The organism is [Zimmermannella] alba NBRC 15616, assembly GCF_001570905.1.
GTDB lineage: Bacteria > Actinomycetota > Actinomycetes > Actinomycetales > Microbacteriaceae > Pseudoclavibacter > Pseudoclavibacter albus.
The window spans coordinates 1-24,314 of the sequence record NZ_BCSO01000005.1 but is presented as its reverse complement, the minus strand read 5'-3'; the positions used below and the strand labels follow the sequence as shown (position 1 = coordinate 24,314).

Annotated in this window: 23 protein-coding genes and 1 tRNA gene; 5 read left to right on the top strand and 19 right to left on the bottom strand. The window is 64.7% G+C overall.

The window, feature by feature from the left end:
* Positions 1-4 precede the first annotated feature (4 nt).
* Positions 5-78 (bottom strand) — tRNA-Pro (locus ZAL01S_RS04950).
* A gap of 134 nt (positions 79-212) precedes the next feature.
* Between ZAL01S_RS04950 and ZAL01S_RS04945 the strand changes: the two genes are divergently transcribed.
* On the top strand, positions 213-1,415 hold the full coding sequence (locus ZAL01S_RS04945) for a CobW family GTP-binding protein (protein ID WP_066080619.1): 1,203 nt from the start codon (positions 213-215) through the stop codon (positions 1,413-1,415).
* A gap of 23 nt (positions 1,416-1,438) precedes the next feature.
* Positions 1,439-2,344 (top strand): 3-methyladenine DNA glycosylase, encoded by a 906-nt coding sequence (locus tag ZAL01S_RS04940; RefSeq protein WP_083523077.1) that lies wholly within the window; start codon positions 1,439-1,441, stop codon positions 2,342-2,344.
* 27 nt (positions 2,345-2,371) lie between these two features.
* On the opposite strand, the gene ZAL01S_RS04935 is transcribed toward ZAL01S_RS04940, so the two are convergent.
* Together ZAL01S_RS04935 and ZAL01S_RS04930 are read right to left on the bottom strand one after the other, a co-directional pair.
* Positions 2,372-3,145: a dimethylarginine dimethylaminohydrolase family protein gene (locus ZAL01S_RS04935; RefSeq protein ID WP_066080616.1), complete on the bottom strand. Its 774-nt coding sequence runs from the start codon at positions 3,143-3,145 to the stop codon at positions 2,372-2,374.
* 171 nt (positions 3,146-3,316) lie between these two features.
* The gene (locus ZAL01S_RS04930) at positions 3,317-4,771 is read right to left on the bottom strand and encodes a glyceraldehyde-3-phosphate dehydrogenase (protein WP_066080613.1); all 1,455 of its coding nucleotides are present in this window, start codon (positions 4,769-4,771) and stop codon (positions 3,317-3,319) included.
* 190 nt (positions 4,772-4,961) lie between these two features.
* Here ZAL01S_RS04930 and ZAL01S_RS04925 point away from each other — a divergent pair, with 190 nt between their 5' ends.
* Complete coding sequence (locus ZAL01S_RS04925) at positions 4,962-5,933, top strand: helix-turn-helix transcriptional regulator (protein ID WP_066080610.1); 972 nt, start codon at positions 4,962-4,964, stop codon at positions 5,931-5,933.
* Between the two features lie 42 nt (positions 5,934-5,975).
* Here ZAL01S_RS04925 and der read toward each other — a convergent pair whose 3' ends face one another.
* From der to ZAL01S_RS04890, 7 genes are all read right to left on the bottom strand, one after another.
* On the bottom strand, positions 5,976-7,490 hold the full coding sequence (gene der / locus ZAL01S_RS04920) for a ribosome biogenesis GTPase Der (RefSeq protein WP_066080607.1): 1,515 nt from the start codon (positions 7,488-7,490) through the stop codon (positions 5,976-5,978).
* A 9-nt stretch (positions 7,491-7,499) separates the two neighbouring features.
* Positions 7,500-8,222: a (d)CMP kinase gene (cmk, locus tag ZAL01S_RS04915; protein WP_244875339.1), complete on the bottom strand. Its 723-nt coding sequence runs from the start codon at positions 8,220-8,222 to the stop codon at positions 7,500-7,502.
* A complete protein-coding gene (locus ZAL01S_RS04910) occupies positions 8,219-9,301 on the bottom strand; it encodes a prephenate dehydrogenase (RefSeq protein WP_066080601.1) in 1,083 nt (360 codons plus the stop codon). Before ZAL01S_RS04910 ends, cmk begins: the two co-directional genes overlap by 4 nt.
* Positions 9,298-10,101: a pseudouridine synthase gene (locus ZAL01S_RS04905; RefSeq protein WP_066080824.1), complete on the bottom strand. Its 804-nt coding sequence runs from the start codon at positions 10,099-10,101 to the stop codon at positions 9,298-9,300. Before ZAL01S_RS04905 ends, ZAL01S_RS04910 begins: the two co-directional genes overlap by 4 nt.
* Before the next feature lie 353 nt (positions 10,102-10,454).
* Positions 10,455-11,066 carry an SMC-Scp complex subunit ScpB gene (gene scpB / locus ZAL01S_RS04900; protein WP_066080599.1) on the bottom strand — a complete coding sequence of 204 codons (612 nt, stop codon included), beginning with the start codon at positions 11,064-11,066 and terminating at the stop codon, positions 10,455-10,457.
* The gene (locus ZAL01S_RS04895) at positions 11,056-11,871 is read right to left on the bottom strand and encodes a segregation and condensation protein A (protein ID WP_110467131.1); all 816 of its coding nucleotides are present in this window, start codon (positions 11,869-11,871) and stop codon (positions 11,056-11,058) included. The genes scpB and ZAL01S_RS04895 overlap by 11 nt, the downstream gene beginning before the upstream one ends.
* Positions 11,872-11,891: 20 nt before the next feature.
* Positions 11,892-12,719 (bottom strand): ParA family protein, encoded by an 828-nt coding sequence (locus tag ZAL01S_RS04890; protein ID WP_244875342.1) that lies wholly within the window; start codon positions 12,717-12,719, stop codon positions 11,892-11,894.
* A gap of 525 nt (positions 12,720-13,244) precedes the next feature.
* Here ZAL01S_RS04890 and ZAL01S_RS04885 point away from each other — a divergent pair.
* Positions 13,245-13,757 (top strand): hypothetical protein, encoded by a 513-nt coding sequence (locus tag ZAL01S_RS04885; RefSeq protein WP_159421594.1) that lies wholly within the window; start codon positions 13,245-13,247, stop codon positions 13,755-13,757.
* Between the two features lie 108 nt (positions 13,758-13,865).
* Positions 13,866-14,210, top strand: a complete 345-nt coding sequence (locus ZAL01S_RS04880; RefSeq protein WP_159421593.1) for a hypothetical protein — start codon at positions 13,866-13,868, stop codon at positions 14,208-14,210.
* Between the two features lie 122 nt (positions 14,211-14,332).
* Here the strand turns inward: ZAL01S_RS04880 and xerD are convergent, their stop codons facing one another.
* The 9 genes from xerD to ZAL01S_RS10445 are packed head-to-tail and all read right to left on the bottom strand — an operon-like array spanning position 14,333 to position 24,077.
* On the bottom strand, positions 14,333-15,265 hold the full coding sequence (gene xerD, locus ZAL01S_RS04875) for a site-specific tyrosine recombinase XerD (RefSeq protein ID WP_066080587.1): 933 nt from the start codon (positions 15,263-15,265) through the stop codon (positions 14,333-14,335).
* Positions 15,247-15,891: an NUDIX domain-containing protein gene (locus ZAL01S_RS04870; protein ID WP_066080584.1), complete on the bottom strand. Its 645-nt coding sequence runs from the start codon at positions 15,889-15,891 to the stop codon at positions 15,247-15,249. The genes xerD and ZAL01S_RS04870 overlap by 19 nt, the downstream gene beginning before the upstream one ends.
* A gap of 5 nt (positions 15,892-15,896) precedes the next feature.
* Positions 15,897-17,612 (bottom strand): CTP synthase, encoded by a 1,716-nt coding sequence (locus ZAL01S_RS04865; RefSeq protein WP_244875337.1) that lies wholly within the window; start codon positions 17,610-17,612, stop codon positions 15,897-15,899.
* An 11-nt stretch (positions 17,613-17,623) separates the two neighbouring features.
* Positions 17,624-19,336 carry a DNA repair protein RecN gene (gene recN, locus ZAL01S_RS04860; protein ID WP_066080581.1) on the bottom strand — a complete coding sequence of 571 codons (1,713 nt, stop codon included), beginning with the start codon at positions 19,334-19,336 and terminating at the stop codon, positions 17,624-17,626.
* Positions 19,333-20,295: an NAD kinase gene (locus ZAL01S_RS04855; RefSeq protein WP_244875336.1), complete on the bottom strand. Its 963-nt coding sequence runs from the start codon at positions 20,293-20,295 to the stop codon at positions 19,333-19,335. Before ZAL01S_RS04855 ends, recN begins: the two co-directional genes overlap by 4 nt.
* Complete coding sequence (locus tag ZAL01S_RS04850; protein ID WP_066080578.1) at positions 20,292-21,155, bottom strand: TlyA family RNA methyltransferase; 864 nt, start codon at positions 21,153-21,155, stop codon at positions 20,292-20,294. The genes ZAL01S_RS04855 and ZAL01S_RS04850 overlap by 4 nt, the downstream gene beginning before the upstream one ends.
* Positions 21,152-21,325 carry a hypothetical protein gene (locus tag ZAL01S_RS10290; RefSeq protein ID WP_159421592.1) on the bottom strand — a complete coding sequence of 58 codons (174 nt, stop codon included), beginning with the start codon at positions 21,323-21,325 and terminating at the stop codon, positions 21,152-21,154. Before ZAL01S_RS10290 ends, ZAL01S_RS04850 begins: the two co-directional genes overlap by 4 nt.
* Positions 21,322-22,377: an HAD-IIA family hydrolase gene (locus ZAL01S_RS04845; protein ID WP_066080575.1), complete on the bottom strand. Its 1,056-nt coding sequence runs from the start codon at positions 22,375-22,377 to the stop codon at positions 21,322-21,324. Before ZAL01S_RS04845 ends, ZAL01S_RS10290 begins: the two co-directional genes overlap by 4 nt.
* Positions 22,377-24,077 (bottom strand): hypothetical protein, encoded by a 1,701-nt coding sequence (locus ZAL01S_RS10445; protein WP_066080572.1) that lies wholly within the window; start codon positions 24,075-24,077, stop codon positions 22,377-22,379. The genes ZAL01S_RS04845 and ZAL01S_RS10445 overlap by 1 nt, the downstream gene beginning before the upstream one ends.
* Between the last annotated feature and the right edge of the window lie 237 nt (positions 24,078-24,314).

Sequence of the window (24,314 nt, the reverse complement as noted above, 5' to 3'; positions counted from 1 at the left end):
CTCGTCGGGCTGACAGGATTTGAACCTGCGACCCCTTGACCCCCAGTCAAGTGCGCTACCAAGCTGCGCCACAGCCCGTGGCATTCCGCACTCGCGTGCGTGCAACCAGGACAGACTACCGCATTCCAGCAGCGAGGGCGACCACAATCCCACACGGCGCGCCACCCCTACACTTATGAGGATTCGTTCTCAACTCGCGCGTCTGGAGTGTTATGCCAAAGCAGGTTCCCGTGACCGTTTTGAGTGGGTTCCTCGGTTCTGGCAAGACGACGCTCCTCCACAGTCTCGTCACGCAGTCCGCGAAGCAGGATCCGCCGGGACGTGTCGCCATCATCGTGAACGACATGTCATCCCTCGATGTGGATGGCGTCGTCGCCGAGGGCACCGAGGTCGTGAGCCCCTCGCTCGGCAACTTCGCGGCGCTCAACGACGGCTCGATCCACGAGGCCGAACTCCTCGAGCGGCTGCGTGAGGAGACCGACCGCATCCTCGAGGGCTATCGTCCTGACCACCTCATCATCGAAACCTCGGGGTCGACGAGGCCGTGGCCGCTCATCCGTTTTTTGCGGACGCATCCCAAGCTTGAGCTGCGCGGATTCCTGTCACTCATTGACAGCGCAATGCTGCGCGACGACTTCGCGCTCGGCCACGCCATCGTGCCGAGACTGCAGCAACACCTTCAGCAAGGAACGCGCGGCATCGAAAACCTCATGGCTGAGCAGCTCATGTTTGCAAACTGGATCTTGCTCACCAAGCTCGACAAAATCAGCGATGAGGACGTGCAGGAGATCGCGAAGGCCATCTCCCCCATCAACCCGTTCGCCGCGATCAGTGGCACGAGCTACGGCAACATCCGCTACGCCGATGTCATGAAGGCGCCGCCATATGATGCGCGACGCGTGGCGCAGCTCGGGCGCGAACTCGACGACGCCGATGCGCAGGCTGGTCGCGAGGACGGCATCGCCTCGCTCGTCATCGACACCCCGCGCGGGTTCCATCCGGAGCGCCTCCACACCGCCTTCACCGAGCAGCTCCCCCAAGGCCTGTACCGCAGCAAGGGATTCTTCTGGCTCCCCGCACGTGACGATCTCGTCCTGCTCTGGAATCAAGCCGCGGGAGGTGTTGGGCTCGAGGCGCTCGGATACTGGAAGGCCGGCATCCTCACGCACGACGGTTCCCGCCTGAACGATGATGAGCGACGCGTCCTCGAGGCAACGCTCGCACGGCTCGATCCCCTCGTTGGCGACCGACGGACGCAAATCACCCTCATTGGCGAACGTGACGACACCGTCGCCTTTGAGCAGGTGCTCCGAGAGTGCCTCCTCTCCGATGAGGAGCTCGTTGAATGGGCAGAGGGGCACGACTTTGCCGACCCGTGGCCCCGCAGCACCGTCACGCTCGGCACACCCGACTAGCGGGCGGCGATACCCTGGATGGCATGCTCTCGACCGCTGCCACCATGCCGCGCACACACCTCGCGCGCGACGACTGGCAGCGCGCAGTTCGCGAGCACGCCGAGCGCGCCGATGCTCTCACCGGCGAGTGGCGCAGCGTGCGTGACCGTCACGAGAAGCACGCAATCGAAGACTTCCTCTTCAGCTACTACTCGGTGAAGCCGTCGATCCTTCGCCGCTGGCACCCGGGCCCCGGAGTCGTACTGGATGGCGCTCAGGATGCTCCGCACACCGCCTGGCGCTGGTACCGCAGAGCTGGTGCTGACGCCGTCGAATTCGATGCCGCCCAGTTCATGGCCGACCGCGGCAGCACCGTCGACTTCATCGAATACCTCACGAAGCGCATCCTCAATCGCCCCGCACGATTTGGCTGCTTCGGTCTGCACGAATGGGCCATGGTGTACCACGAGGACGAACACCGGCATCCCCTCCCCCTGCGCCTTGGCGAGGCCGGAACGGATGCCGTCGTCGACGGGCACAAGATTGCGTGCAGCCACTTTGACGCGTTCCGCTTCTTCACGCCGGACGCGCGACCGCTCAACGCCATCCAGCCCTGCCGCGAATCCCAGCCTGAGCTCGACCAGGCCGGCTGCCTCCACGCAAACATGGACATCTACAAGTGGGCGACGAAGCTTGGCCCCGCGATCCCTGGAACGCTTCTCCTCGACGCCTTCGAGCTCGCCCGCGAGATTCGCTACACCGACATGCAGGCCTCGCCCTACGACGTGAGCGCCTTCGCTCTCCCAGCGATTCCCGTCGAGACCCCCGAAGGCAAGGCCACCTACGTGGAGCTGCAGCGCGACTATGCAGCCCGGGCACAAGACCTGCGCGTGCGAATGCTCAACGCCATTACGGCACTCCGGACACACGCAGCGGCCCAGGCTGCGTGAACCTGGGCCGCTGCTGTGAGGCACTCCTTAGAAGCGGAGCGACATGCAGGTGAGGCTACCCGTGATCTTCTCGAACTCCGAGGTGTTGATGAGGACAACCTCGTAGCCGGCGTCACGAATGGCCTTCTCGGTCTTCGGGAAGCCTTCCGGAACGATGACGGTGCCGTTGATCCAGAGGCTGTTCACGGCGTAGTACTCGTCGTCGTCCACGACGATCTTGTTGTAGTCGGCGAATGCCGGGTGGTTCTCATATGCCTTGGCGACGATGAGATCCTTCTTGTCCAGGTACACAACGTCGTCCTTGAGGTGAAGAATGCCTTCCACCTTCACCTTTTCACCGGTCATGCCGTGTGCTTCAAGAATCTTGATGATCTGGTCAGCAGCGGCATCGTTCGTGCGGTGCGAAATACCGATGTAGTAGTGGTCACCGACCATGAGAATGTCACCCGGGTCAACCGTGCCCGGGTCAACAACTTCTTCAATGGTGTCGTAGTGCTCAGCAAGGGCGGCACGGAGGTCCGGGAGCTTCACCTCGTCGCGGCGGGTGTCAGCACCGGGGCGGGAGATGATGGCAACGCCGTGCGGGGTGCACAGGGCGTTGTCTTCAATGAAGACGCTGTCCGGGGAGTCTTCAGCGGACTCAAGCACAGTCACCTTGAGGCCGAGCTCGCGAAGGATCTCGACGTAGCGCTCGTGCTGCTTGAGGGCGAGCTCGTAGTCCGGCTTGCCCATCTCCGGGGTCTGGCTAATGCCATCGATGAGGCTCCGTGAAGGAGTGCGTGCGATTGCGGTGGTAAACATCCGAACCTCCATGATGTGTGGCTGCTTCATACTCTGGCGAATGCAGTCGAAAGGCCAACAACGCATCCAAATGATGCGTATTCATTTTATTTCTGCGAGCCTCAGCTACTCGCCTTTTTGGAGAAAGAATGACGCCCCGGCCGTCATCGACCGGGGCGTCATAGTGGAAAACTACGCGATTTCCGAAATCTGCTTGCGGTGCGGAAGAACCGGAGGCAGCACGCCGCCGAGGAGTTCCATGATGCGCACCACCTGCATCGAGTAGCCGAACTCGTTGTCGTACCAGACGTAGAGCACGAGGTTCTTGCCGTTGGCGATCGTGGCGAGGCCGTCGACGATGCCGGCGCGGGTCGTGCCGACGAAGTCGTTCGAGACAACCTCGCTCGACTCGATGTAGTCGATCTGCTGGCGCAGGTTCGAGTTGAGGGCGATCTGACGGAGGTAGTCGTTCACCTCATCGCGCGTGGCTTCCTTCTCGAGGCGCAGGTTGAGGACCGCCATCGAGACGTCCGGGGTGGGAACGCGGATGGCGTTACCGGTGAGCTTGCCAGCGAACTCCGGGAGGGCCTTCGAGACGGCCTTGGCGGCACCAGTCTCGGTGAGGACCATGTTGAGCGTTGCGGCGCGGCCACGGCGGGCGCCCTTGTGGAAGTTGTCGATGAGGTTCTGGTCGTTCGTGAACGAGTGAACCGTCTCAACGTGGCCGTGCTCAACACCGAAGCGGTCGTTGATGGCCTTAAGGACCGGGGTGATCGCGTTCGTCGTGCAGGATGCTGCCGAGATGATGCGGTCGGTGTCCTCGATGCCCTCGTGGTTGATGCCGTGGACGATGTTCTTGAGGTCGCCCTTGCCGGGAGCCGTGAGGAGAACGCGCTTGACGCCCTTCGACTGGAGGTGCTGCGAGAGGCCCTCCTCGTCACGCCAGCGGCCGGTGTTGTCGACGACGATGGCGTCGTTGATGCCGTACTGCGTGTAGTCAACGGTGGCCGGGTCGTTCGAGTAGATGACCTGGATGAGGGTGCCGTTGGCGAGGATCGTGTTGTTTTCCTTGTCAACGGTGATGGTGCCGTTGAAGGGGCCGTGGACCGAGTCACGCTTGAGCAGGCTCGCGCGCTTCTCGAGGTCGTTCTCCGAGCCCTTGCGCACGACGACGGCGCGGAGGCGGAGTCCCTTGCCACGGCCAGCGTGCGAGATGAGGATGCGGGCGAGGAGGCGGCCGATGCGACCAAAGCCGTAGAGGACAATGTCAGCGCCCGAGGTTTCGGTGCTCGATCCGACAACTTCGCCGAGCTCGCGGCCGAGGAAGGCAGCGAGGTCGCCGCCCTCAGCGTCGAAGCGGTAGGCGAGCTGACCCACGTCGATCGAGGCGGTGCCGAGGTCCATCTCGACGAGACGCTCGAGGATGGGGAGCGTCTTCTCGAGCTCGAGCTCGGTGTCGTTGACCTGCTGTGCGTAGCGGTGCGCCTGCAGGATCTCGATCGCCGAGAGGTTGATGAGGCGCTTGCCGTGAATGGAGGTGACGACGTTGTTCTCGCGGTAGAGCTTCCCGATGAGCGGGATCATCTTTTCTGCGAGGGCAACGCGCGAGAGCCACCCGGCCTGCGCCTGAACGAACGTGTCCGTCATGGATTCATCCTTCTGTGGTGCGATCGAGCGGGTATTCCCGCAGCGACCAGCCTACCTGCCACAGCGACTGCATCGATCGCCGGCACACGCCACCCGCAAAAGATGTTTCACCTCGAGTTCGTTTGCGGCGCTGGGATGAGTTGCCGGTTGCCGAGAATCGAATGTCGGTGGTCCCCCGCACACTCAAAGCATGACCCACGCACCGGCACTCACAGTTCTGAAGCAACTCCGCTCCTTCCCGTCATGGACGGTCGATGAGCTGGCTCTCAAGGTCGGCTGCGACCGCAAGACGCTGCTCAAGCACCTCGATCTCCTTCGCAAGCTCGGCTTTGCCATCGAGCACGACAAAACGTCCGCGGCATCGGGCGGCGGCCTGGTGTCACTCCACGACAGTGATGTGTTGCCGCCGCTCACGCTCACTGACGAAGAACGCGTTGCGTGTGCCGCTGCCTTGACGATCGCTACTGCCAGCGCGACCCACCACGATGCATCATCGTTGAAGCATGCGGCACAGTCAGCGCTTCAGAAGCTACGTGCGCTCGGGCCGCTCATTGAGCGGCGTGTCTTGCCCGAGCTTGCCTCGGAGTTGCCCTTTGGCCCGTCCTCAGTCATCCCGACGGTCGAGCTTGAACAGTGCCTGCAGGGCATCCGCCGACGTCGGACCCTGCGCTTCCGCTTTACCGACAAGAACGGCTACACCTCACACCGGCACGTTGAGCCACACGCGGTCACGCCGGGCCACGGCGGCTGGCTGCTCCTCGCCTTCGACCTCGACAAACACGACTGGCGGACGTTCTCGGTGAGCGGCATGGAGCAGCTGGAGTCCGGCATGCCGTTCACGCCGCGCCCCAAGGCCACGTTCGGCGTTGGCCCGGCACCGTTCGGCGCGCCGCCCCTCTGGCTTCACCAGCTGCACGTCGTGCTTGACGCACCGCTCGAAGAGGTGCTCGTGAAGCACCCCAAGCTTGCGAGCATGCTGCAGTCAGGTTCCAACAACACGACGGTGCTCATTGCCGGTACGAACGACCCGCAGGCTGCGCTCATGACGCTCGCACGCCTCGGCATGCCGTTCCGGGTACTCGGTGGCGCCGAACTCGCTGCTGAGGGCGAAGCGCTCATCGAGCGCATCCGCGCAGCATTCCCGGCCGCAGCGGAAGGATAGACCCTCCTCGCTGCAGCGCGGCCGGGATGCTGCGGTACTCCCCTACTTGCGGCGCTGGCGCTTCTCGCGAACGCGCATGTTCACGACGATCGGCGAGCCTTCGAAGCCGTACACCTCGCGTAGGCGTCGCATGATGAAACGGCGGTAGCCCGGGTCGAGGAAGCCGGTCGTGAAGAGCACGAACGTCGGCGGCTGGGTCTGCGCCTGCGTACCGAACAGGATGCGCGGCTGCTTGCCACCACGCAGCGGGTGCGGGAACTCCGCCACGAGCTCGGCAATGAACGCGTTGAACTTGCCCGTCGGGATGCGCGTGTCCCACGAGTCAAGCGCAAGCTCGAGGGCAGGGACGAGCTTTTCAAGGTGGCGTCCGGTGCGGGCAGAAATGTTGACGCGCGGTGCCCACGCGACGTGTGCGAGATCACGCTCAACTTCGCGTTCAAGCTGCCAGCGGCGCTCGTCATCGAGCAGATCCCACTTGTTGAAGGCGAGCACGAGCGCACGACCCGACTCGAGCACGAGATCAATGATGCGCAGATCCTGCACACCGATCGGCTCCGTCACATCGAGCACGACCACCGCGACCTCGGCCTTTTCAAGGGCCGCGGTCGTACGAAGCGAAGCGTAGAAGTCGGCGCCTTGCTGCAGGTGCACGCGCTTGCGAATACCCGCCGTGTCGACAAACCGCCACACCTTGCCGCCGAGCTCAATCTGCTCGTCGATCGGGTCACGCGTCGTACCGGCGAGGTCGTTCACGACGACGCGCTCTTCACCGGCAGCCTTATTGAGGAGGCTGGACTTGCCGACGTTCGGGCGGCCAAGGATTGCGACGCGGCGCGGGCCACCAAGCTCTTCCTTCGCGACCTTCGACACCTCGGGAAGCTTCGTCATGACGAGGTCGAGAAGGTCTGCGACACCGCGTCCGTGGAGGGCCGACACCGGCATCGGCTCGCCGAGGCCAAGGCTCCAGAGCACGGCAGCGTTCGGCTCCTGCACCGCGTCATCCACCTTGTTCGCAACGAGGACGACCGGACGATCCGTCTGGCGAAGCAGACGCACCACGTGCTCATCCGTCGCCGTCGGGCCAACATTTGCATCAACAACGAAGAGCACCGCGTCGGCTAGATCGATCGCGATCTCGGCCTGCTGCGCGACCGACTTGTCGATGCCGCGCGCGTCCGGCTCCCAACCGCCCGTGTCGACGAGCGTGAAGCGACGGTTGCCCCACTCCGCCTTGTACGAGACGCGGTCGCGTGTCACCCCGGGGGTGTCCTCAACGACCGCCTCGCGGCGGCCAATGATGCGGTTCACGAGCGCGGACTTGCCAACGTTCGGGCGGCCTACCACGGCCAGCACCGGCAGAGCCGGCAGCTGCACGTAGCCATCGGCACGTTCCTCGCCAGCTTCAAGCAGCTCGAGGTCTTCGTCATCGAGTTCGTACTCGCCAAGACCAGCCCGAAGCGACTCGGCACGCTGCTCGGCAAGCTCCTCGTCAACGTTCTGCAGACGCTCAACAAAGCCCTCGTCGGGACCCAGCTCGTCGTAGTCCTGCTCGCTCATGCGTGTTCCTTAGATTGTTTCGGGCGCATCAGGGCGTGCTGCGCGGATGAGGTCAATCGTGCGTTGGACGCTTTCCTCAAAGTTCAAATGCGTGGTGTCCACCAGCGTGACGCCCTCCGCGGGGGTCAAGAAGTCGACAACCTGTCGGTCCTTGCGGTCTCGTTCAATGACCGATGCGACCACCGCCTGTGCGGCCTCGCCGCCCTTTTCCGATGACCGACGTTGGATGCGAACCGCCTCGTCAGCGGTCAACAGGAGGCGAACCGGTGCGTCCGGTGCCACCACGGTCGTCAGGTCGCGCCCCTCGGCGATGATACCTGGCGCGGCGGTGTCGTGGAGCAGCGTTCGGAAAAGTTCCGTCAGCGTCGCACGCACTTCCGGGATGCGGGCCACGGCGCTCACCTTGCTCGAGAGCTCCGTCGAGCGAATCGTCTCCGTGATGTCGTCCTCACCAAGGCGCACCCACCGCTCGTCAGGGTGGAGAGCGATCGCATACTGCTCGAGGAACTCGTCGAGCTTCGGCACGAGCTGTTCCGGCACATCCGCCGCGTCGAGGTCGATGCCCATGCGCATGGCAAAGCACGCGAGCGCACGATAAGCGGCACCAGTGTCGAGCAGTTCAAATCCGAGGCGACGGGCGGCCTCGCGGCTCACACTCGACTTACCGCTGCCGGCGGGGCCGTCGATGACGACGACGATCGGGGCGGTGCTCGCTCCAATAATCGGGCTCACTGCGCGATCCTCCATCCCTGCGCTTCAAGGGCTTCCGTCAGTGTTGCGCGAGCCTCCGGGAGCACGCTCACTTCGACCAGGCCAACCTCGGCGCCCTGGCTGTGATCCATGCGCAAGTCTTCGAGGTTGATGTTGCTGTGTTCAATGTCCGCGAAGAGCTTCGCGAGCTGGCCGGGGCGGTCCTCGACCAGCACCGTGACGGTCGCGAACTGACGGCGCCCACCGTGCTTGCCAGGGATGCGCTGCACGCCCTCGGCTCCCCGCCGCATCCGCTCTGCCACTAGCAGGCGCGAGCCATCAGCCTCAAGCTGTTCGAGCGCTGCAGCCACCTCGGAAATATCCTGCTCGAGAGCGCGCAGAATCGGCGCCACCCGAGGACCGTTCGCGGCAAGAATTTGCACCCACAGGTTGTCGTCGCTCGCCGCGATACGGGTCACGTCACGAAGTCCCTGCCCGGCAAGCGCTGCGGCATTGTGCTCGTCGTCCACGAGTCGTGCCGCAAGCAGCGAGCTCACGATCTGCGGCGCGTGCGAAATGAGCGCCACGGACTCATCGTGAGCCCGTGCATCGAGCGTGACCGTGTTGGAGCCGAGCAACTCCGCGAGCGCCCGCACCGTCTCCATGGCGCCCTCGCGCTCGCCGCCGTGCGGGGTGATGACCCAGGGGCGCCCGATGAAGAGGTCGGCGCGAGCAGAGAGCGGGCCTCCGGTTTCGCGTCCCGCCATGGGGTGCCCGCCGAGGTAGCGGCTGAGGTCGCTGCCGCGTTCCCGGAGCTGCTCAAGCGGTTGCAGCTTCACCGAGGCGACGTCAGTAACGAGCGCCTCCGGCCAGAGCTCAAGCTGCTCGGCGATCACCGCTGCGGTGACATCCGGCGGCACGCACACGACGACAAGGCTCGGGGCCGCGCTCGTCTGGGCGATCGGGATGCCGGCGCGCAGCTCGTGGGCCAGTCGCTCGTTGTTCGGCGACGCGTCTGAGAGCTGTACTTCGAAGCCTGCGCGAGTAAGGCCAAGACCAATGCTCGTCCCGAGCAGGCCCGTGCCGATCACGCGGACGGGGCCTGTGAGGGCGTGACTCATGCGTCACCTCCCTGTGTGCCCGTGACCGCGCCCTGTTCAGGGCGCTTCGCGGCACGGCGAGCGAGCGTGAGAAGCTTCCCGAGTTCGTCCTGCGTCACTTCGCGGCTCTCCCCCGCGCGCAGGCTCCCGAGGTGGAGCGGCCCGAACGAACGACGCACGAGCTCGGTGACGGGGTGCCCGACCGCATCGAACATGCGGCGAACGATGCGGTTGCGCCCGGAGTGAAGCGTCACTTCGACGAGGCTTGCGCCGTGGCCCGGCTGGTCGGCGAGGATCTTGCCCGAGTCAATCTTGATCGGGCCGTCCTCAAGCTCGATGCCTCGCAAGAGCTTCTGCAGCGTCTGCGCCGTGACGCGCCCCTTCACCTTGGCGATGTACGTCTTCTCAACGCCGTAGGAAGGGTGCGCGAGGATGTTCGCGAGTTCGCCGTCGTTGGTGAGCACGAGCAGGCCGCTCGTTTCGTAGTCGAGCCGACCAACGTTGTAGAGGCGTTCGCTCCATTCGCGTGTGAACTCGCGCAGGTCACGTCGACCGTGTTCGTCCTTCATAGTGGAGACGACACCGGTGGGCTTGTTGAGGATGACGTAGCGCATCGACTGGTCGAACTGCACGGCGGTGCCATCCACGTACACGCGGTCACACGTCGGGTCGATGCGCGAGCCAAGCTCTCGCACGATCTTCCCGTTCACTTCGACGCGGCCTTCGGTGATGTACTGCTCGCACACGCGGCGACTCGCGACGCCCGCGTTCGCGAGGGCCTTCTGGAGGCGCACGCGGCCATCGTCTTGGCCGGCGGGCATCGGGATGTCGTCGAAGTCCTCGAGGCTCCATCCGCCCGCGGGCTTGTGCTGCTGGGCAGCCCGGGCGGCGTCGCCGAGTTGACGCTCATCACGATCGCGGCCGCGCGGTTCGCTGTCGCGTCGCGTCACGCCGCGGCGTGCATCCAAGCGCGGGCGACGCTGTTCCCCTGTTGCACCGCGCGTGGGGCCTTGCTCGCGGCGACGCGATCCAGATGCACCCGCACGGTCATCGCGGCGCGGAACCGAGCCGCCGCGCGAGGAGGCGTTCCGCTTGGGCGCACGGCCCCGTGCTTGCTCGTCTCGTCCGGAACGGCCCTCGCCGTTGCGGCGGTCTCGACGCTCATATCCACGGTTCATGCCATCTCCTCCTGCCAGTCCCCGAGATCGTGGCCATCAGCCAGCAGCGGAGAAATCTTCGGGAGATCCTCCAGCGAATTGATGCCCAGCACCTCGAGGAACCGGTCGCTTGTCACGTACAGCGTCGCGCCGGTGACTCCATCTTGCCCGGCCTCTTCGAGAAGGCCACGAGCAACAAGCGTTCGCACGACAGAATCCACATTGACGGCGCGCACATTCGCCACCTGCTGGCGGGTCACCGGCTGCCGGTAGGCGATGACCGCGAGCGTCTCAAGCGCGGCCTGCGAGAGCTTTGGTGGTTGACGCGTGACGATGAAGTCTTCGAGTACCTCGTCGTACGTATCGCGCACGTACAGCCGCCAACCACCGCCGATCTCGCGCAGTTCAAAGGCGCGTTCGATGCCATCCACGCCGTCGTAGTCGGCTTGCAGTTCGGCGAGCGCGTCTCGCACCTGTGCCACGGGTGCACCGCAGGCGGTCGCGAGCGCGACGAGGCTCGTTGGTTCGTCAGCGAGAAAGAGCATCGCTTCGAGGGCACGCGTCAAGGGAATGCGGGCCGCCTCGACAGCATCCTGCTCGTCACTCGCTGCCTGTGCGTCAGTGTTCATAGTCGGCCCCCAAGCTTGCGAGTTCGTCGTCACTCCAGTGTTCCGCATCCCACGTAATGTGGAGCGGCCCGAGCGGCTGCATTTGTGAGAAGGTCACGGCAGCTCGCCGGTACAGCTCAAGCACCGCGAGGAATCGGGCAACCACGATGCCCGGTTCCCCCACGTCACGGATGAGGTCACTGAACGAGATGGGCCCGTCGTGCCCGCGCAGCCTCGACACGAGGTGGGCTGCCTGTTCGCGGATGCTTACGAGGGGCGCGTGCAGGTGATCAAGTCCCACGGTCTCGGGTGCCCGGGGTGTGAGCGCAACCGTCGCGAGCGCGGCGAAGTCGTCGAGGCTCAGCGTCCACACCAACTCGGGTGCCCGGTCGCGAAGGCGCGGCTCGACCGGCACACTGCGGCCGTATCGCTTCGACTCGTTGGCGAGCTGTGTCGCGAACCACGCGCTCGCTTCCTTGAAGGCGCGATATTGCAGCAGGCGTGCGAAGAGCAAGTCGCGGGCTTCAAGCACGGCGACGTCTTCGGCGTCAACGTAATCGCCCTGCGGCAAGAGGCTCACGAGCTTCATGTCGAGGAGGGTCGCTGCGACGACGATGAATTCGCTCGCGACATCGAGCTCATACTCTTCCATCGCCGTCAGGTGAGCGATGAATTCATCGGTAACTTTGCTGAGCGCCACTTCGGTGATGTCGAGTTCGTGCTTGGCGATGAGGCTCAACAGCAGGTCGAAAGGGCCCTCAAAGTTTGCGAGCTCAACGCGAAAGGCGGGAGCGTCGCTGGCGAGTTCCGTTGCGTCAGCGGCCACTGGGCTGCTGGATGACACTGCTACGCGACCGCGCCGCGCGCCACGAGTTCGCGCGCGAGCTGACGGTAGGCCTCGGCAGCGTTGTGGTTCGGCGCGAACTCGACGATGGGCACCCCGGCGACGGATGCGTCGGGGAACTTCACGGTCTTGCCGATGACGGTCTCGAACACCTTGTCTCCGAAGGCGTCATAGACGCGGTCGAGCACCTCACGCGAGTGGAGGGTGCGGCCGTCGAACATCGTGGGCAGGATGCCGTCGAGCTCAAGTGAGGGGTTCAGTCGGTCCTGCACCTTCTCGATCGTCTCGACCAGGAGTGCGACACCGCGGAGAGCGAAGAATTCGCACTCGAGCGGGATGATGACGCCGTGGCTTGCCGTGAGTGCATTCACGGTGAGCAGGCCCAGCGAAGGCTGGCAGTCGACGATGATGACGTCATATTCGTTGCGGACCTTCCGCAGCACGCTCGCGAGGATCTGCTCGCGAGCGACCTCAGTCACCAGGTGCACTTCGGCTGCCGAGAGGTCGATGTTCGCCGGGATGACGTCAAGCCCCTCCACTTCGGAGTGCTGGATGACCTCGTGCGGGTCTTTCACGGCGCCGACGAGAAGTTCGTAGATTGTCGGCTCGTCGTGGGCAGAGATGCCGAGACCTGCTGAGAGCGCACCCTGGGGGTCAAAGTCCACACACAGGACGCGGCGGCCGTACTGGGCGAGCGAAGCGCCGAGGTTGATCGTCGTCGTCGTCTTGCCGACGCCGCCCTTCTGGTTGCACATGGAGATGATGCGTGCGGGCCCGGTCCCCTCCAGCGGGGCCGGCACGGGGAAACGGTGATAGTTCGTCGTGGACACGGCCTCAGCGGTGCGGGCGTTGGGGTTCGCAGCAGGCAGTTCGGTCACGACGTCGTCCTCCCGTGGTTCGAGTTCGTCAAAGCCCGCAAGTGGTTCATCATGCTTCGGCGTCTTGGCCACGCGACGCCTCCTCACGGGTCGATGCTCGGTGCCTTTGATCGTATCGCCCGGCGCATGGTTTCCCTCCGGGACGTCCAGGAAGACAAGAAACGCTCCTTGGATCCACTTCAAGCTGTGCTTGAGGGTCAAACCATGCTTCGCGCTGATGTGTGACAACGGCCAGCACGCGACAATGAGGCTATGTCCGTCCTGTCTCGCGTCACCCGGTCATCGTTGCGCTCACCATGAGTTCGTGCTAACTCTTCGCGAGCCCCGACCCGATGGTGCACGAAATCTCATGAACTGCTCACTCCATGCCTGAAGTGGCGACGATCTTCATCGAGGGCAGCAGTATTGAGGGCGGCCTCTCCGGTCTCCGGCGATGTCTACCTCGCGGCATGCACGGTTCTCGTCTGCGCACCACTCGTGACTGCCGCCACACCCGCCGACGATTTTCGGCCGCCGATCGATGCCTACTTCACGGCGCACGATTTCCTCCACCACGATGAAACCGAGGCGCTCACCAGCGCGGGCCGCTCGGTGATTGCGTCCGGCACGCAGTACCACGTCAACGCGCAGCAGGGCATCCTCGAGGACATTGCCAATGTGCACGGCCTCATCGAGGAGCACTACGACGACAGCACGCTCATGGACGTCACGATGATCTGGCGTGACGACAAGTACCTCGCGATTCGCACGGTCGGTGGCACTGATTCCTCGCACGGCTGCACGACCGAACAGCTCACCGAACTCGCCGAGATTGCATGGGAGTATCTCGAGTGCCAGACGATCGAACAGACGCCAACCATCGTGGTCGCGTCCAACGCCCAAAAAACGGGCGCTGAGAACGACACATCACTCGAGCAGGCCCGCATCGACAAGGTTGAGCTGCCGTCGTGGGGCACGGTCAAGGCCCGCGTCCTCACTGCGCGTCTGTGAATCCGGCAGCGCGAGCGCTGCGCTTCGGTAAGGCAGCCTGCAGAGCGAGGCAATGTCAGCGTGCGTGGCTGACGCGTCGGTTTTCTCGCAAGCGGGCACAGCATGAACGTGAGTCACTTGAATATGGTGCGACGGATGGCCGTCGTCATGTGGGCGCTCGCTCTCGTCGCGAGCCTGACCGCCTGTTCGTACTTCACAGACGTGACGTCTGCAGGCGCGGAGCTGGAACTCGCAGGTGACGCCATGCCGGAAGTGGCAACCGCCTCGGCTTCAGAGTTCAACGATGAGGGCTCGATCTACCTCAAGGGCACCTTCATCCTCGTCAAGGACTGCACCCGCGACGATGCCGAACGGGTCATCAATGCCCTGGTGGACAAGGTTCGCACGCTCGAACACTTCGAGGAGCTGCACGTCGAAATCTACGTGAACGGAGAGAACGGCCTCCTTCCCTAAGAAGCCTTCAGCAGAGGACGAGCTCGCAAGGCTCCAGGCCATCGAGCTGCCAAGCTGAACGAATGTGCGCCTTCGCTACGTGAGCATCGAGAGCGCTGGCCGCGTCGTGATGTAGCAGCCGGTCAGCGCGCATCCGAGAGTGCGCGTGGGTGGCTCGTGACGTACATGTCGCGCAGGGCATCCCGTGTCACGAGCGTGTAGATCTGCGTCGTCGCCACGGAGGAGTGTCCAAGCAACTCTTGCACGACGCGCACATCCGCGCCGCCCTGCAGCATGTGGGTGGCGAAGGAATGACGGAGCGTGTGCGGCGAGATCTTGTCACTGAGTTCTGCCCGCTTTGCCGTGTTCGCGAGCACGTGCCACGCGCTTTGGCGTGAGAGACGCCCGCCTCGAACGCCAAGGAACAGCGCCGGTGTGAAGCTGCCCTTCGCCGAGAGTTCAGGCCGCGCACGCACGAGGTATTGCTCGAGCGCGGCTTTCGCGTAGCTGCCCACAGGGATGAGGCGCTGCTTGTCGCCCTTACCTCGCACACGCAGCACGTCGAGGTCGGCAACGTCGTCGACGTTGAGGTTCACAAGCTCGGAAATGCGTGCCCCGGTGGCATACAGCAGCTCGAGCAGCGCGCTGTCGCGGAGGGCGACCGTCGTCTCACCGCGGGCAGCAGCGAGGAGGCGTTCCACTTCGTCCACGGTGATCGCCTTTGGGAGGCGCGAGGGCTGCTTCGGTGCACGCAGCTCTGCCGCAACGTTCTCGGCCACTGCCTCCTCGTCCAGCAGGAAGCAATGGAAGCTGCGGACGGTCGACACCATCCGTGCAACCGACGAAGCTGCCAGTGGCTGCTCCCCCGCACGAAGCGACGCGAGAAAGTCCTGCATATCTGCGGCCGTGACGTCCGCGAGCTTCGTGCGGCCCGCATCCGCTAGCCACCGTACATAGCGGGTGAGGTCTCGCCGATAGGCAGCGACCGAATGTTCGCTCAGGCCTCGCTCGATGGCGACGTGCCGGAGGAAGCGTTCTTGCCAGCGGGCAAGTTCGCTCACGCCTGGTTGCCCCATGGTCCTGGAGGTCGAGTGGGCCACGGTTCGTCGGCGGGCTTCACGTCGCTCCAGTTCCGCGACCGCGCGGTTGCAAGACTCAGGATGCCGATGACCGCCGAGGGGTTGTGGAGCTGGCCACGCTGCACCGCATCCACCGCATCATCGAGTGACACCCACCGGCGTTCAATATCGGCCTCTTCTTCGGTGCGTGCAAAGACTTCGGGAGCCTGGGCGATGTCGCGGGCGAGATAGATGCGGATCGACTCGTTGTTTCCACCGGGCGTGGTGAAGAAGTCGATGAGCGTGTGCCAGCTGCCGGCCGTCAGATCGGCCTCTTCGGCAAGTTCACGCTGAGCAGCGGCAAGAGGCGCTTCACCGGCAGCGTCGAGCAGGCCCGCCGGAAGCTCCCAATCGCGCATGCGCACGGGGTGGCGGTACTGGCGGATGAGGAGGATCCGTTCCTCATCATCCATCGCCATCACCGCCACGGCACCCGTGTGGTCCACGAACTCGCGGGTGATCTCACCGTCGCCGTACTGGAAACGCTCGCTGACAATGTCCCACACGTAGCCCCGGTGGATGACCTTGCGGTCAAGAATCTGGGGCTCGTCGAACTCATCAGCGAGCGTTTCCGGCGTCGACATGGACCTTAGGCGTCCTCGTCCCGCGAAACCTCCGGCTCCACCTCGATGAGGCGGCTCGCGCGCTGACGCTCAAGACCAGCCGCGATGAGGCCTGCGAAGAGCGGGTGTGCGCGGTTCGGGCGCGACATGAGTTCGGGGTGTGCCTGGGTGGCGATGTAGTACGGGTGGACGTCGCGTGGAAGCTCCACGAACTCCACGAGCGTACCGTCAGGCGAGGTGCCCGAGAAGACGAGGCCTGCCGCTGCGATGCGGTCGCGGTACTGGTTGTTTACTTCGTAGCGGTGACGGTGGCGTTCAGACACATCAGTGCGACCGTAGGTCTCCGCAGCGAGCGAACCTTCAGCAAGCTTGGCCGGGTAGAGGCCGAGGCGCATCGTGCCGCCCATGTCGCCGCCGGAGATGATCTCCACCTGCTCCGCCATCGTGGCGATGACCGGCTCGGAGGTTTCCGGGTCGAACTCGGTCGAGGAAGCACCTTCGATGCCAGCGAGGTTACGGGCAGCCTCGATGACCATGCACTGCAGGCCAAGGCAGAGGCCGAGCGTCGGAATCTCGTTCTCGCGCGCGAACTTGAGTGCGCCGAGCTTGCCTTCGATGCCGCGGATACCGAAACCGCCAGGAACGCAGATCGCGTCGACGCGGCTCAGGTGCTGGGCAGCGCCTTCCTGCGTCTGGCACTCGTCCGAGGGAATCCACTCGATCTTCACGCGCGATTCATTTGCGAAACCACCGGCGCGAAGCGCCTCGGTGACCGAGAGGTAGGCGTCCGGGAGGTCGATGTACTTGCCGACGAGGCCGACCGTGACGTCGTGCTTCGGCTCGTGGACTGCCTTGAGCAGGCGCTTCCAGTCGTCCCACTGGAACTCACCGGCAGGGAGCTTGAGCTGTTCGATGATGACCTCGTCAAGGCCCTGATCGCGCAGCGCCATCGGGATGTCGTAGATCGACGGGAGGTCAACCGTGTTCACGACCGCGCGCTCGTCGACGTCGCACATGAGCGCGATCTTGCGCTTGTTGGCCTCGGTGACGGGGCGGTCCGAGCGCAGCACGAGCGCGTCCGGCTGGATACCTGCGGAGCGAAGGGCGGCGACCGAGTGCTGGGTCGGCTTCGTCTTCTGTTCACCCGATGCACCCATGAACGGGACGAGCGAGACGTGGACGAAGAAGACGTTGTCGCGGCCAAGCTCGTGGCGCAGCTGACGTGCCGCCTCAATGAACGGCTGCGATTCAATGTCGCCGATCGTGCCGCCGACCTCGGTGATGATGACGTCGGGGCGCGGCTTCTCGGATGCCTGCAGGCGCATGCGGCGCTTGATCTCGTCGGTGATGTGCGGGATGACCTGCACGGTGTCGCCGAGGAACTCGCCGCGGCGTTCACGAGCGATAACCGTCGAGTAAATCTGACCGGTGGTGACGTTGGCGGCCTGTGTGAGTTCCACGTCGAGGAAACGCTCGTAGTGGCCGATGTCCAGGTCCGTCTCGGCACCGTCGTCAGTGACGAAGACTTCACCGTGCTGGAACGGGTTCATCGTGCCCGGGTCGACGTTGAGGTACGGGTCAAGCTTCTGCATGACGACGCGAAGTCCGCGCGCCGTCAAAAGGTTGCCGAGGCTTGCTGCCGTCAGACCCTTACCGAGCGAGGAGACAACACCGCCCGTCACATAGATCTGCTTGACCGGGGGCTGGCCGGAAATGGCCTCATTGAGAATCGCGTCGCTCACGGGCTTCCACCCTACTCCTTTACGGCGGCCAAGGTGAGGAGCTCCTCGGCGTGGGCGCGCCCCGTGTCACTTTCGGCGAGTCCCGAAAGCAGTCGGGTCATTTCATCCACGCGTGCTTGGCCTGTCAACGGTGTGATGTTCGAGCTTGTCACATTGCCGTCGCTGCTCTTCGCGATCTGCAGGTGGTTGTCAGCGAAGGCAGCAACTTGGGCGAGATGCGTGACAACGATGACCTGCGTATGACGACTCAGGCGTTGCAGTCGACGGCCGATTTCGATCGCGGCCGCACCACCGACGCCGGCATCCACTTCGTCAAAGACGAGAGTCGGCACGGGGTTCGCTTCGGCAAGGACCACTTCGAGGGCGAGCATGATGCGTGAGAGTTCGCCACCGGATGCCCCCTGTCCGAGGGGCACCGGTGCTGCGCCTGGATTCGCGGCGAGCAGGAACTCGATGCGGTCGGCGCCGTGGCGCTTGATGTCTTCGGCTGGAGTGACGCGAACCTCGAGGTGTGCGTGCGGCATCGCGAGCGCCGTAAGTTCTGTCGTCACGCGATCAGCGAGCTCGCCGGCTGCTGCCGTGCGGGCGTCTGTGAGCTTGGCAGCGTGGCTGGCGAGTTCGCTGTTTGCGGCTTCGGCGCGCTGTTCGAGATCTGCGATGCGATCGTCGTCGCCGTCAAGTTCAAGGAGTCGGCGCCCTGCTTCCTCGTAGCGCGTGTGGACGTCGTCAAGCGTGGGTCCGAAGCGCGTCATGAGATCGTTGAGCTTCGCGAGCCGCTCGTTGAGCTGCTGCAACTCCCCCGGTGTATCGCTGTCGAGTTCGCTCACGTAACTTGCGATCTCTAGGGATGCGTCGTCGAGCGTCAAGCGGGCGCTCTCAACTCGTTCGGCGAGTTCACGCAGTCCGCTGTCGTTGTGGGCGGCGCGCTGCAATGCCTCGCTCGCGGTCGCCAGGAGTTCGAGCGCGGGACGCGCATCCAAGTAGGCCTCGCTGCCGCGCAGTGCTTCCAAAGCAGTCTGCACGTCGATGCGGATGTCTTCCAGGTGCGTGAGCCGGTCGATGCGGCTGCGCAGCTGCTCGTCCTCACCCGGCTGAGGCTGAACGGTTTCAACGAGGTCGATCAGCACGCGAAGGGCTTCGGCTTCGTTCTTGCGTTCGTATTCCGCTGCGCGCAGGCGTTCAGCTTCGGCGCGCGCCGCCTCACGCTCATCCCAGGATGTCGCGACGGCGTCAGCGAGTTCGAAGATGGTGTCCGGACCGAATCGGTCGAGGGCGTCCCGCTGTGCGGATTCGGAGCGCAGTCGCCATTGTTCGGCTTGGCCGTGGACTGCAACGAGTTCCTCACCGAATTCGCTGAGCATCCCGACGGGCACGCTCTTGCCGCCGAGCCATGCCTTGCTTCGCCCAGAGTCAACAAGCTGCCTCGTAATGAGCAGTTCCGCGGTGTCGTCGCTGAGCTCATCAAGCTGGCCGCCGGCGTCTTGCACGCGCGCTTCGAGATGTCCACCGCGCGGGATGCTCCAGCGCGCGTCGATCGAGGCTCGCTCGTGGCCGTGACGGATCGTGCCGCTCTTCGCCCGGCCGCCGAGGAGGAGTCCGAGCGCCGTCACCACCATCGTCTTGCCGGCACCCGTTTCACCCGTAATGGCGGTGAAGCCCGGGCCGAGCGGAAGACTTGCTCGGTCAATGACACCGAGGCCGTCAATGTCGAGGTCGAGAATCACGGCTGATCTGCCTCGCCTCGCCAGCCCGCGATGGGGAGCTTGAACTTGTCAACGAGGCGCTTCGTGAAGGGGCCTTCGTGAAGGCGTGCGAGGAGCACGGGGTGGTCGCTTCGACGGGCCGTGACTCGGGTTCCGGGCGTGATCTCGATGCTGCGGCGTCCGTCACAGCTGAGCACGGCACTCGAGCTCGTGCGGTCGAGGAGGTCCACGACGAGCGTCGAGTCCTTCCCGACGACGATCGGCCGGGCAAAGAGTGCGTGCGCGCAGATCGGCACTGCGAGGAGTGCTTCGACACCGGGCCACACGATGGGGCCACCGGCCGAGAAGGAGTATGCGGTCGAGCCGGTCGGTGTCGCGAGGATGACGCCATCGCATCCGAAGCTCTCCAGCGGCTGCCCGTCGACCGCGATGATGACTTCGACCATGCGCTGCCGGTCAGCCTTCTCAAGGGCCGCTTCGTTGAGTGCCCAGGTGGTGTGGGGTTCCTCGCCGGGGCGTTCCACGGTCACCGAGATGGCGAGGCGTTTCTCGACCTCGTAGTCGCGGTCGAGGACACGTTCAAGCAGCGTGGAGATGGATTCGCGCTCGCTCTCGGCGAGGAACCCAACGTGGCCGAGGTTCACGCCGATGATTGGCACGCGCGCTGCCCGCACGATTTCTGCGGCGCGAAGAATGGTGCCGTCACCACCGAGCACGATGCACAGCTCAAAGTCATCCAGTGGCGCGCCCTCGTCGAGGTTTTCGATGCGGGCGTCAGCGACACGGTCGGTGTGGCGTTCAAGTTCACTGCGCGTCGTGGATTCGAGTACCGGGGTGACGCCCGCGTCGAGCAGGCGATCCATCACCTGGATTGCCGCGTCGATTGCTTCTTGCCGCCGCGTGTGGCTCACGATGAGCATCTTCCGCGTGGCGGGTGTCTGCGTCACTTCGCTCGAAGTCGTCACAGCTGATGAGGTCACGACGTTCCTTTCCGCGGGCGACGTGCCCCGCCAAGAACGAGCGCTCGAAGCCGCTCGTTCCATTGTTCCGGATGACGTTCTGGAGCTTCGTGAGCTTGGCCGAATCGCGCAACAAACTCTCGGTTCCCGTGGGTGCCGAGCACAGGAGACTCCATAATGTGCTGCAAGCCGAGGCCGAGGTCGAAGGCGTTCCAGATGACCCGTTCGACCCCGTCGAGGGCGAGGAGCGGGTCGGTCACGATTCCGCCCTTGACGCCCTGACGTCCGACCTCGAATTGCGGCTTGATGAGGAGCACCCAGTCGCGATGTGCGGGGGTGCTCGCGACGAGCGCGGGCAGCACGTGCGTGAGGGAGATGAAGGACACGTCGCCCACGATGAGGTCAATCGCTTCCGCGCCGACGCTCCCCCAGCGGCTGCTCGCGGCGATGCACTCGTCGAGCCGTGCTGCGGTGAGGTACCGGGCGTTCTCGCCCTCAATGACGGCGGCACGTGGGTCGCTGCGGATGAGGGGATGCAGTTGCGCGTGGCCCACATCCAGTGCCGCGACGCCAGCGGCACCGCGTTCGAGCAGCACCTGCGTAAACCCGCCAGTGGATGCGCCAACGTCGAGGCAGTAACGCCCCTGGGCAGTGAGGTCATCCTGCGCTTCGAACATGGCGAGGAGCTTTCGGGCAGCGCGTGAGACGTAGCGTTCCGGCCCGTCAACGGTGAGTTCGTCGCTGTCTTCGACCTTGATGGAGGGACGGATGACGGGCACGCCGTTCAGTCGGACAATGCCTTCACTGATAGCGCGCTGCGCAGCGGATCGGCTTCGAGCGAGCTCCCGCTGGACGAGTGCAACGTCGAGGCGTTCGCTCACGCTGCGGGACCTTCGAGCAGCTTTGTGAGCTCGCCGTGGATCTCGCCAAGTGCGGCGGCACGCTCGGCAAGTGGGGTCTCGTCGAGTTCGGTCAGACGTGCTCGGATTTCGGTGACCGCCTGCGTCACCTCGTCGAGCTGTTCCTCTGCGTGTGCGGCGATCTCGCTCACGCGGCCAGCCAGTCCTCGTGCAGAACGTCCGGAACGCGCAAGGTGAACACCATCTTGTTTGATGCCGCCACGGCAGCCGAGGCTGCGCGCAGGAGATTGAGCCGGTGCTCGCCCTCGTGCTCAACGGTGACGGTGATGCCGTCGATTCGGACGCTCGCCTTGCCCACGCGTGCACGCCAGGCATCCGTGCCGAGCGTGTCGACGACCATCTCCGGGTACGGCTCGGCGAGCTGGCCGAGGTGCTCGATGATGTAGCGAGGACGTTGGTCGGCCGCTGCAGCAAGCACCTGCTTCGGGCGGTCAACGCCGGTGAGGACGAGCACGCCGTCGATGCCTGCGCGATGGGAACCGAGGATGTCCGTGTCGAGCCGGTCACCGATCATCAGCGTCTCGTCGGCGCTCACGCCGAAGCGTTCAAGCCCGAGCGAGAACATGTGCGACTCGGGCTTTCCGGCAACGATCGGCAGGCGTCCGATGGCGGTGTGGACGGCCGACACCAGCGTGCCGTTGCCGGGGGCAATGCCGCGAGCGACCGGGATCGTCCAGTCCTGGTTCGTCGCAATCCAGGGGATGTCGCGGCCAGCGAGCGCGAAGGAAGCTTCCGCGAGGTGCACCCAGCCCACGTCCTTGGCAAAGCCCTGCATGACCGCATCTGGCTCGTCGTCCGCGCTTCGCGTCACGCGGTAGCCGGCACCTTCAAGAACCTCGGTGATTCCCGCTCCACCAACAACGAGCACAAGCCCGCCCGGTTCAAGGTGTTCGGCGAGCAGTTTGACGGCGGCGTGCGGGCTCGTGACCACCTGGCGCTCCTCCGTGTTGCTGAGGCCGATGTCGCGCAGTTGCGCAGCCACCTGCGCCGCCGGACGGGATGCGTTGTTCGTAAGGAACGCGAGCTGCACGCCCTGTTGCTCAGCACTGCTGAGGGCGTCGACGGCTCCCGGGATGGCATGGCTCCCCCGGTAGACGACGCCGTCGAGGTCTGCGAAGACGGCACGGCGCCCCGCAAGCGGAGCTGGCCCGAGCTGCGTTGCCTTGTTACCGAAGCCAAACATCAGTTCTTGTTCGTGTCCTCGTCGTCAAAGTCGAAATCGAAGGCGAGCGTCATCTCCTGCGGCAGTTCGTCGTCGGATGACGGTGCGGGTTCCGTATCAGCAGGTGCTTCGGAGACGGTTTCAGCAGATGCCTGAACAGACGCTTCAGCCGGTGCATCAGCGTCGCTGTCCACGATCGGGGCAGCCGCTGCACCGCTGATGGCTTCACCAGCGGCTTCTGCTTCTGCTTCTGCTTCTGCGCCAGCGTCGCTGTCAGCAGAGTCCTGCTGTTCCGACTTGTCCGCCTCATCCGTGGTGAGAGAGTCGTTCTCCTGCGCCGAGTCCTCGTCGACCGGAACGTCGACGAGTCGTTCTTCGTAGGGTTCGCCGTCGAGCGTCTCAGTGACGATGGTCATCGTCTCGTGCTCGTCGTGTTCGGCTGCTTCCAGCGCAGCAGCTGCCCGCTCCGATGCGCGACGCCACCGCTTGGCTTCATCGGCGCGGCCGAGTTCCTCGAGCACTTCCGCGTAGGCGTCGAAGAGTGCCGGGCTGAAGCTAAAGGCGCGACGGTCGTCGAGCTCCGGGACCTCGAGCTCAGCAAGCGCCAGGTCGGCCTGGCCGAGATCGAGGCGAGCGCCGGACATGGCGATCGCCACGTTGACGCGCTGTGCGGCCGGCATGCTCGATCGGTCTGCAGAGCGTCCGAGTTCAAGGGCACGGTCGGCGCGGCCGAGACCACGCTCGGAGTCGATCATCAACGCAAGCTGGTCGTCCTTGCCGGAGATACGGCGGTAGGTGCGCAGCTCGCGAAGCGCGAGCGCGTAGTCGCCGGTCGTGTAGGCAGTGATGGCGAGCGTCTCGCGGCAGATCGCGATACGACCGCCCTTACGGGATGCCGAGATGGCGTGCTGGTGCGCAAGCTCGGGGTCAGAGTCGATGAGCAGCGCAACCATGGCGAGGTGCCGCGCTACGAACTCGGCGTTTTCCTTCGTCAGCGTCTTGAGTTCGACGCGTGCCGCGAACGGCAGGTCGCTTTCGGTGATGCTGTCCGGAATCTCAGGATCCTTGTGCTCGTGACGCACGAAGCGAAGCTCGCGCTCGCGCTCCCGCTGCTCCTGCTCGGTGAGTCCCGGACGCTGTTCCTCGTTGCGCGGGCCGGATGAACGTCCGCCGCGCGTACCCCGGGCGAAGTCACCTCGACCGCGCGGTGCACCTGCACGATCGCTCCGACCGCCGCGCTCACTGCGAAAGCCACCGTCGCGGCGTGCACCACGGAATTCACCGTCAGCTGCACGGCCACGGTTGTATCCGCCGCGTTCGCCGTCAAAGCGGCGTCCATTGCTGTTCTCGCTGCGACGCTTGTCAAAACTCGAGGCGCCATCACGACGCTCACCCCGGTAAGAGCGACGATCCTCGCCTCCACGGAATCCGCGCTCCTCGCGGCTCTCGCGCCAACCGCCTGCGCGGCCATCGCGTGAAGCCCCACGAGCACGGTCGTCGTTCGACCAGCTACGGCCGCGCTCACGCCGTTCACCTGACTCACGACGGGAACCGTAGCTTCGCTCACCGCGATCCTGGCGCGAGCCGTAGCCGCGCTCCGAGGAGCCGCCGCGACGACCGTTGTTGCGTAAGAAGCCGCCCCGTTGCCCGCCACGCGAACCGTAGCCACCCTGACCGGAACGAGAACGATCGCCCCGCGGACCTCCGCGTTCTTCTGACATATGTTCTCCTTCCGATCACTGTCGAGTTATCTCTACGAGAGTACTTGCTCTCGAGCCGTCGCGATACCCGAAACCCGAGTCAGGCCGCAAGGACATCAACGTGCTTCACCACCAAGGGTGGATTCTCGTGGCGCAGCCGCGAGTATCCACCCGTCGCCAGCGCCCCCCGCTCAAGCCACCAACCCCAGACCACAAAAGGGCCATCCGGGAACAGCCCGACCACACAACAAAAAAAAA

Coding starts and splice junctions, on each gene's coding strand:
- ZAL01S_RS04945 (WP_066080619.1), top strand. CDS start 213: ATGCCAAAGCAGGTTCCCGTGACCGTTTTGAGTGGGTTCCTCGGTTCT.
- ZAL01S_RS04940 (WP_083523077.1), top strand. CDS start 1,439: ATGCTCTCGACCGCTGCCACCATGCCGCGCACACACCTCGCGCGCGAC.
- ZAL01S_RS04935 (WP_066080616.1), bottom strand. CDS start 3,145: ATGTTTACCACCGCAATCGCACGCACTCCTTCACGGAGCCTCATCGAT.
- ZAL01S_RS04930 (WP_066080613.1), bottom strand. CDS start 4,771: ATGACGGACACGTTCGTTCAGGCGCAGGCCGGGTGGCTCTCGCGCGTT.
- ZAL01S_RS04925 (WP_066080610.1), top strand. CDS start 4,962: ATGACCCACGCACCGGCACTCACAGTTCTGAAGCAACTCCGCTCCTTC.
- der (WP_066080607.1), bottom strand. CDS start 7,490: ATGAGCGAGCAGGACTACGACGAGCTGGGTCCCGACGAGGGCTTTGTT.
- ZAL01S_RS04910 (WP_066080601.1), bottom strand. CDS start 9,301: ATGAGTCACGCCCTCACAGGCCCCGTCCGCGTGATCGGCACGGGCCTG.
- ZAL01S_RS04905 (WP_066080824.1), bottom strand. CDS start 10,101: ATGCCCGCCGGCCAAGACGATGGCCGCGTGCGCCTCCAGAAGGCCCTC.
- scpB (WP_066080599.1), bottom strand. CDS start 11,066: ATGAACACTGACGCACAGGCAGCGAGTGACGAGCAGGATGCTGTCGAG.
- xerD (WP_066080587.1), bottom strand. CDS start 15,265: ATGGGGCAACCAGGCGTGAGCGAACTTGCCCGCTGGCAAGAACGCTTC.
- ZAL01S_RS04870 (WP_066080584.1), bottom strand. CDS start 15,891: ATGTCGACGCCGGAAACGCTCGCTGATGAGTTCGACGAGCCCCAGATT.
- ZAL01S_RS04845 (WP_066080575.1), bottom strand. CDS start 22,377: ATGTTTGGCTTCGGTAACAAGGCAACGCAGCTCGGGCCAGCTCCGCTT.
- ZAL01S_RS10445 (WP_066080572.1), bottom strand. CDS start 24,077: ATGTCAGAAGAACGCGGAGGTCCGCGGGGCGATCGTTCTCGTTCCGGT.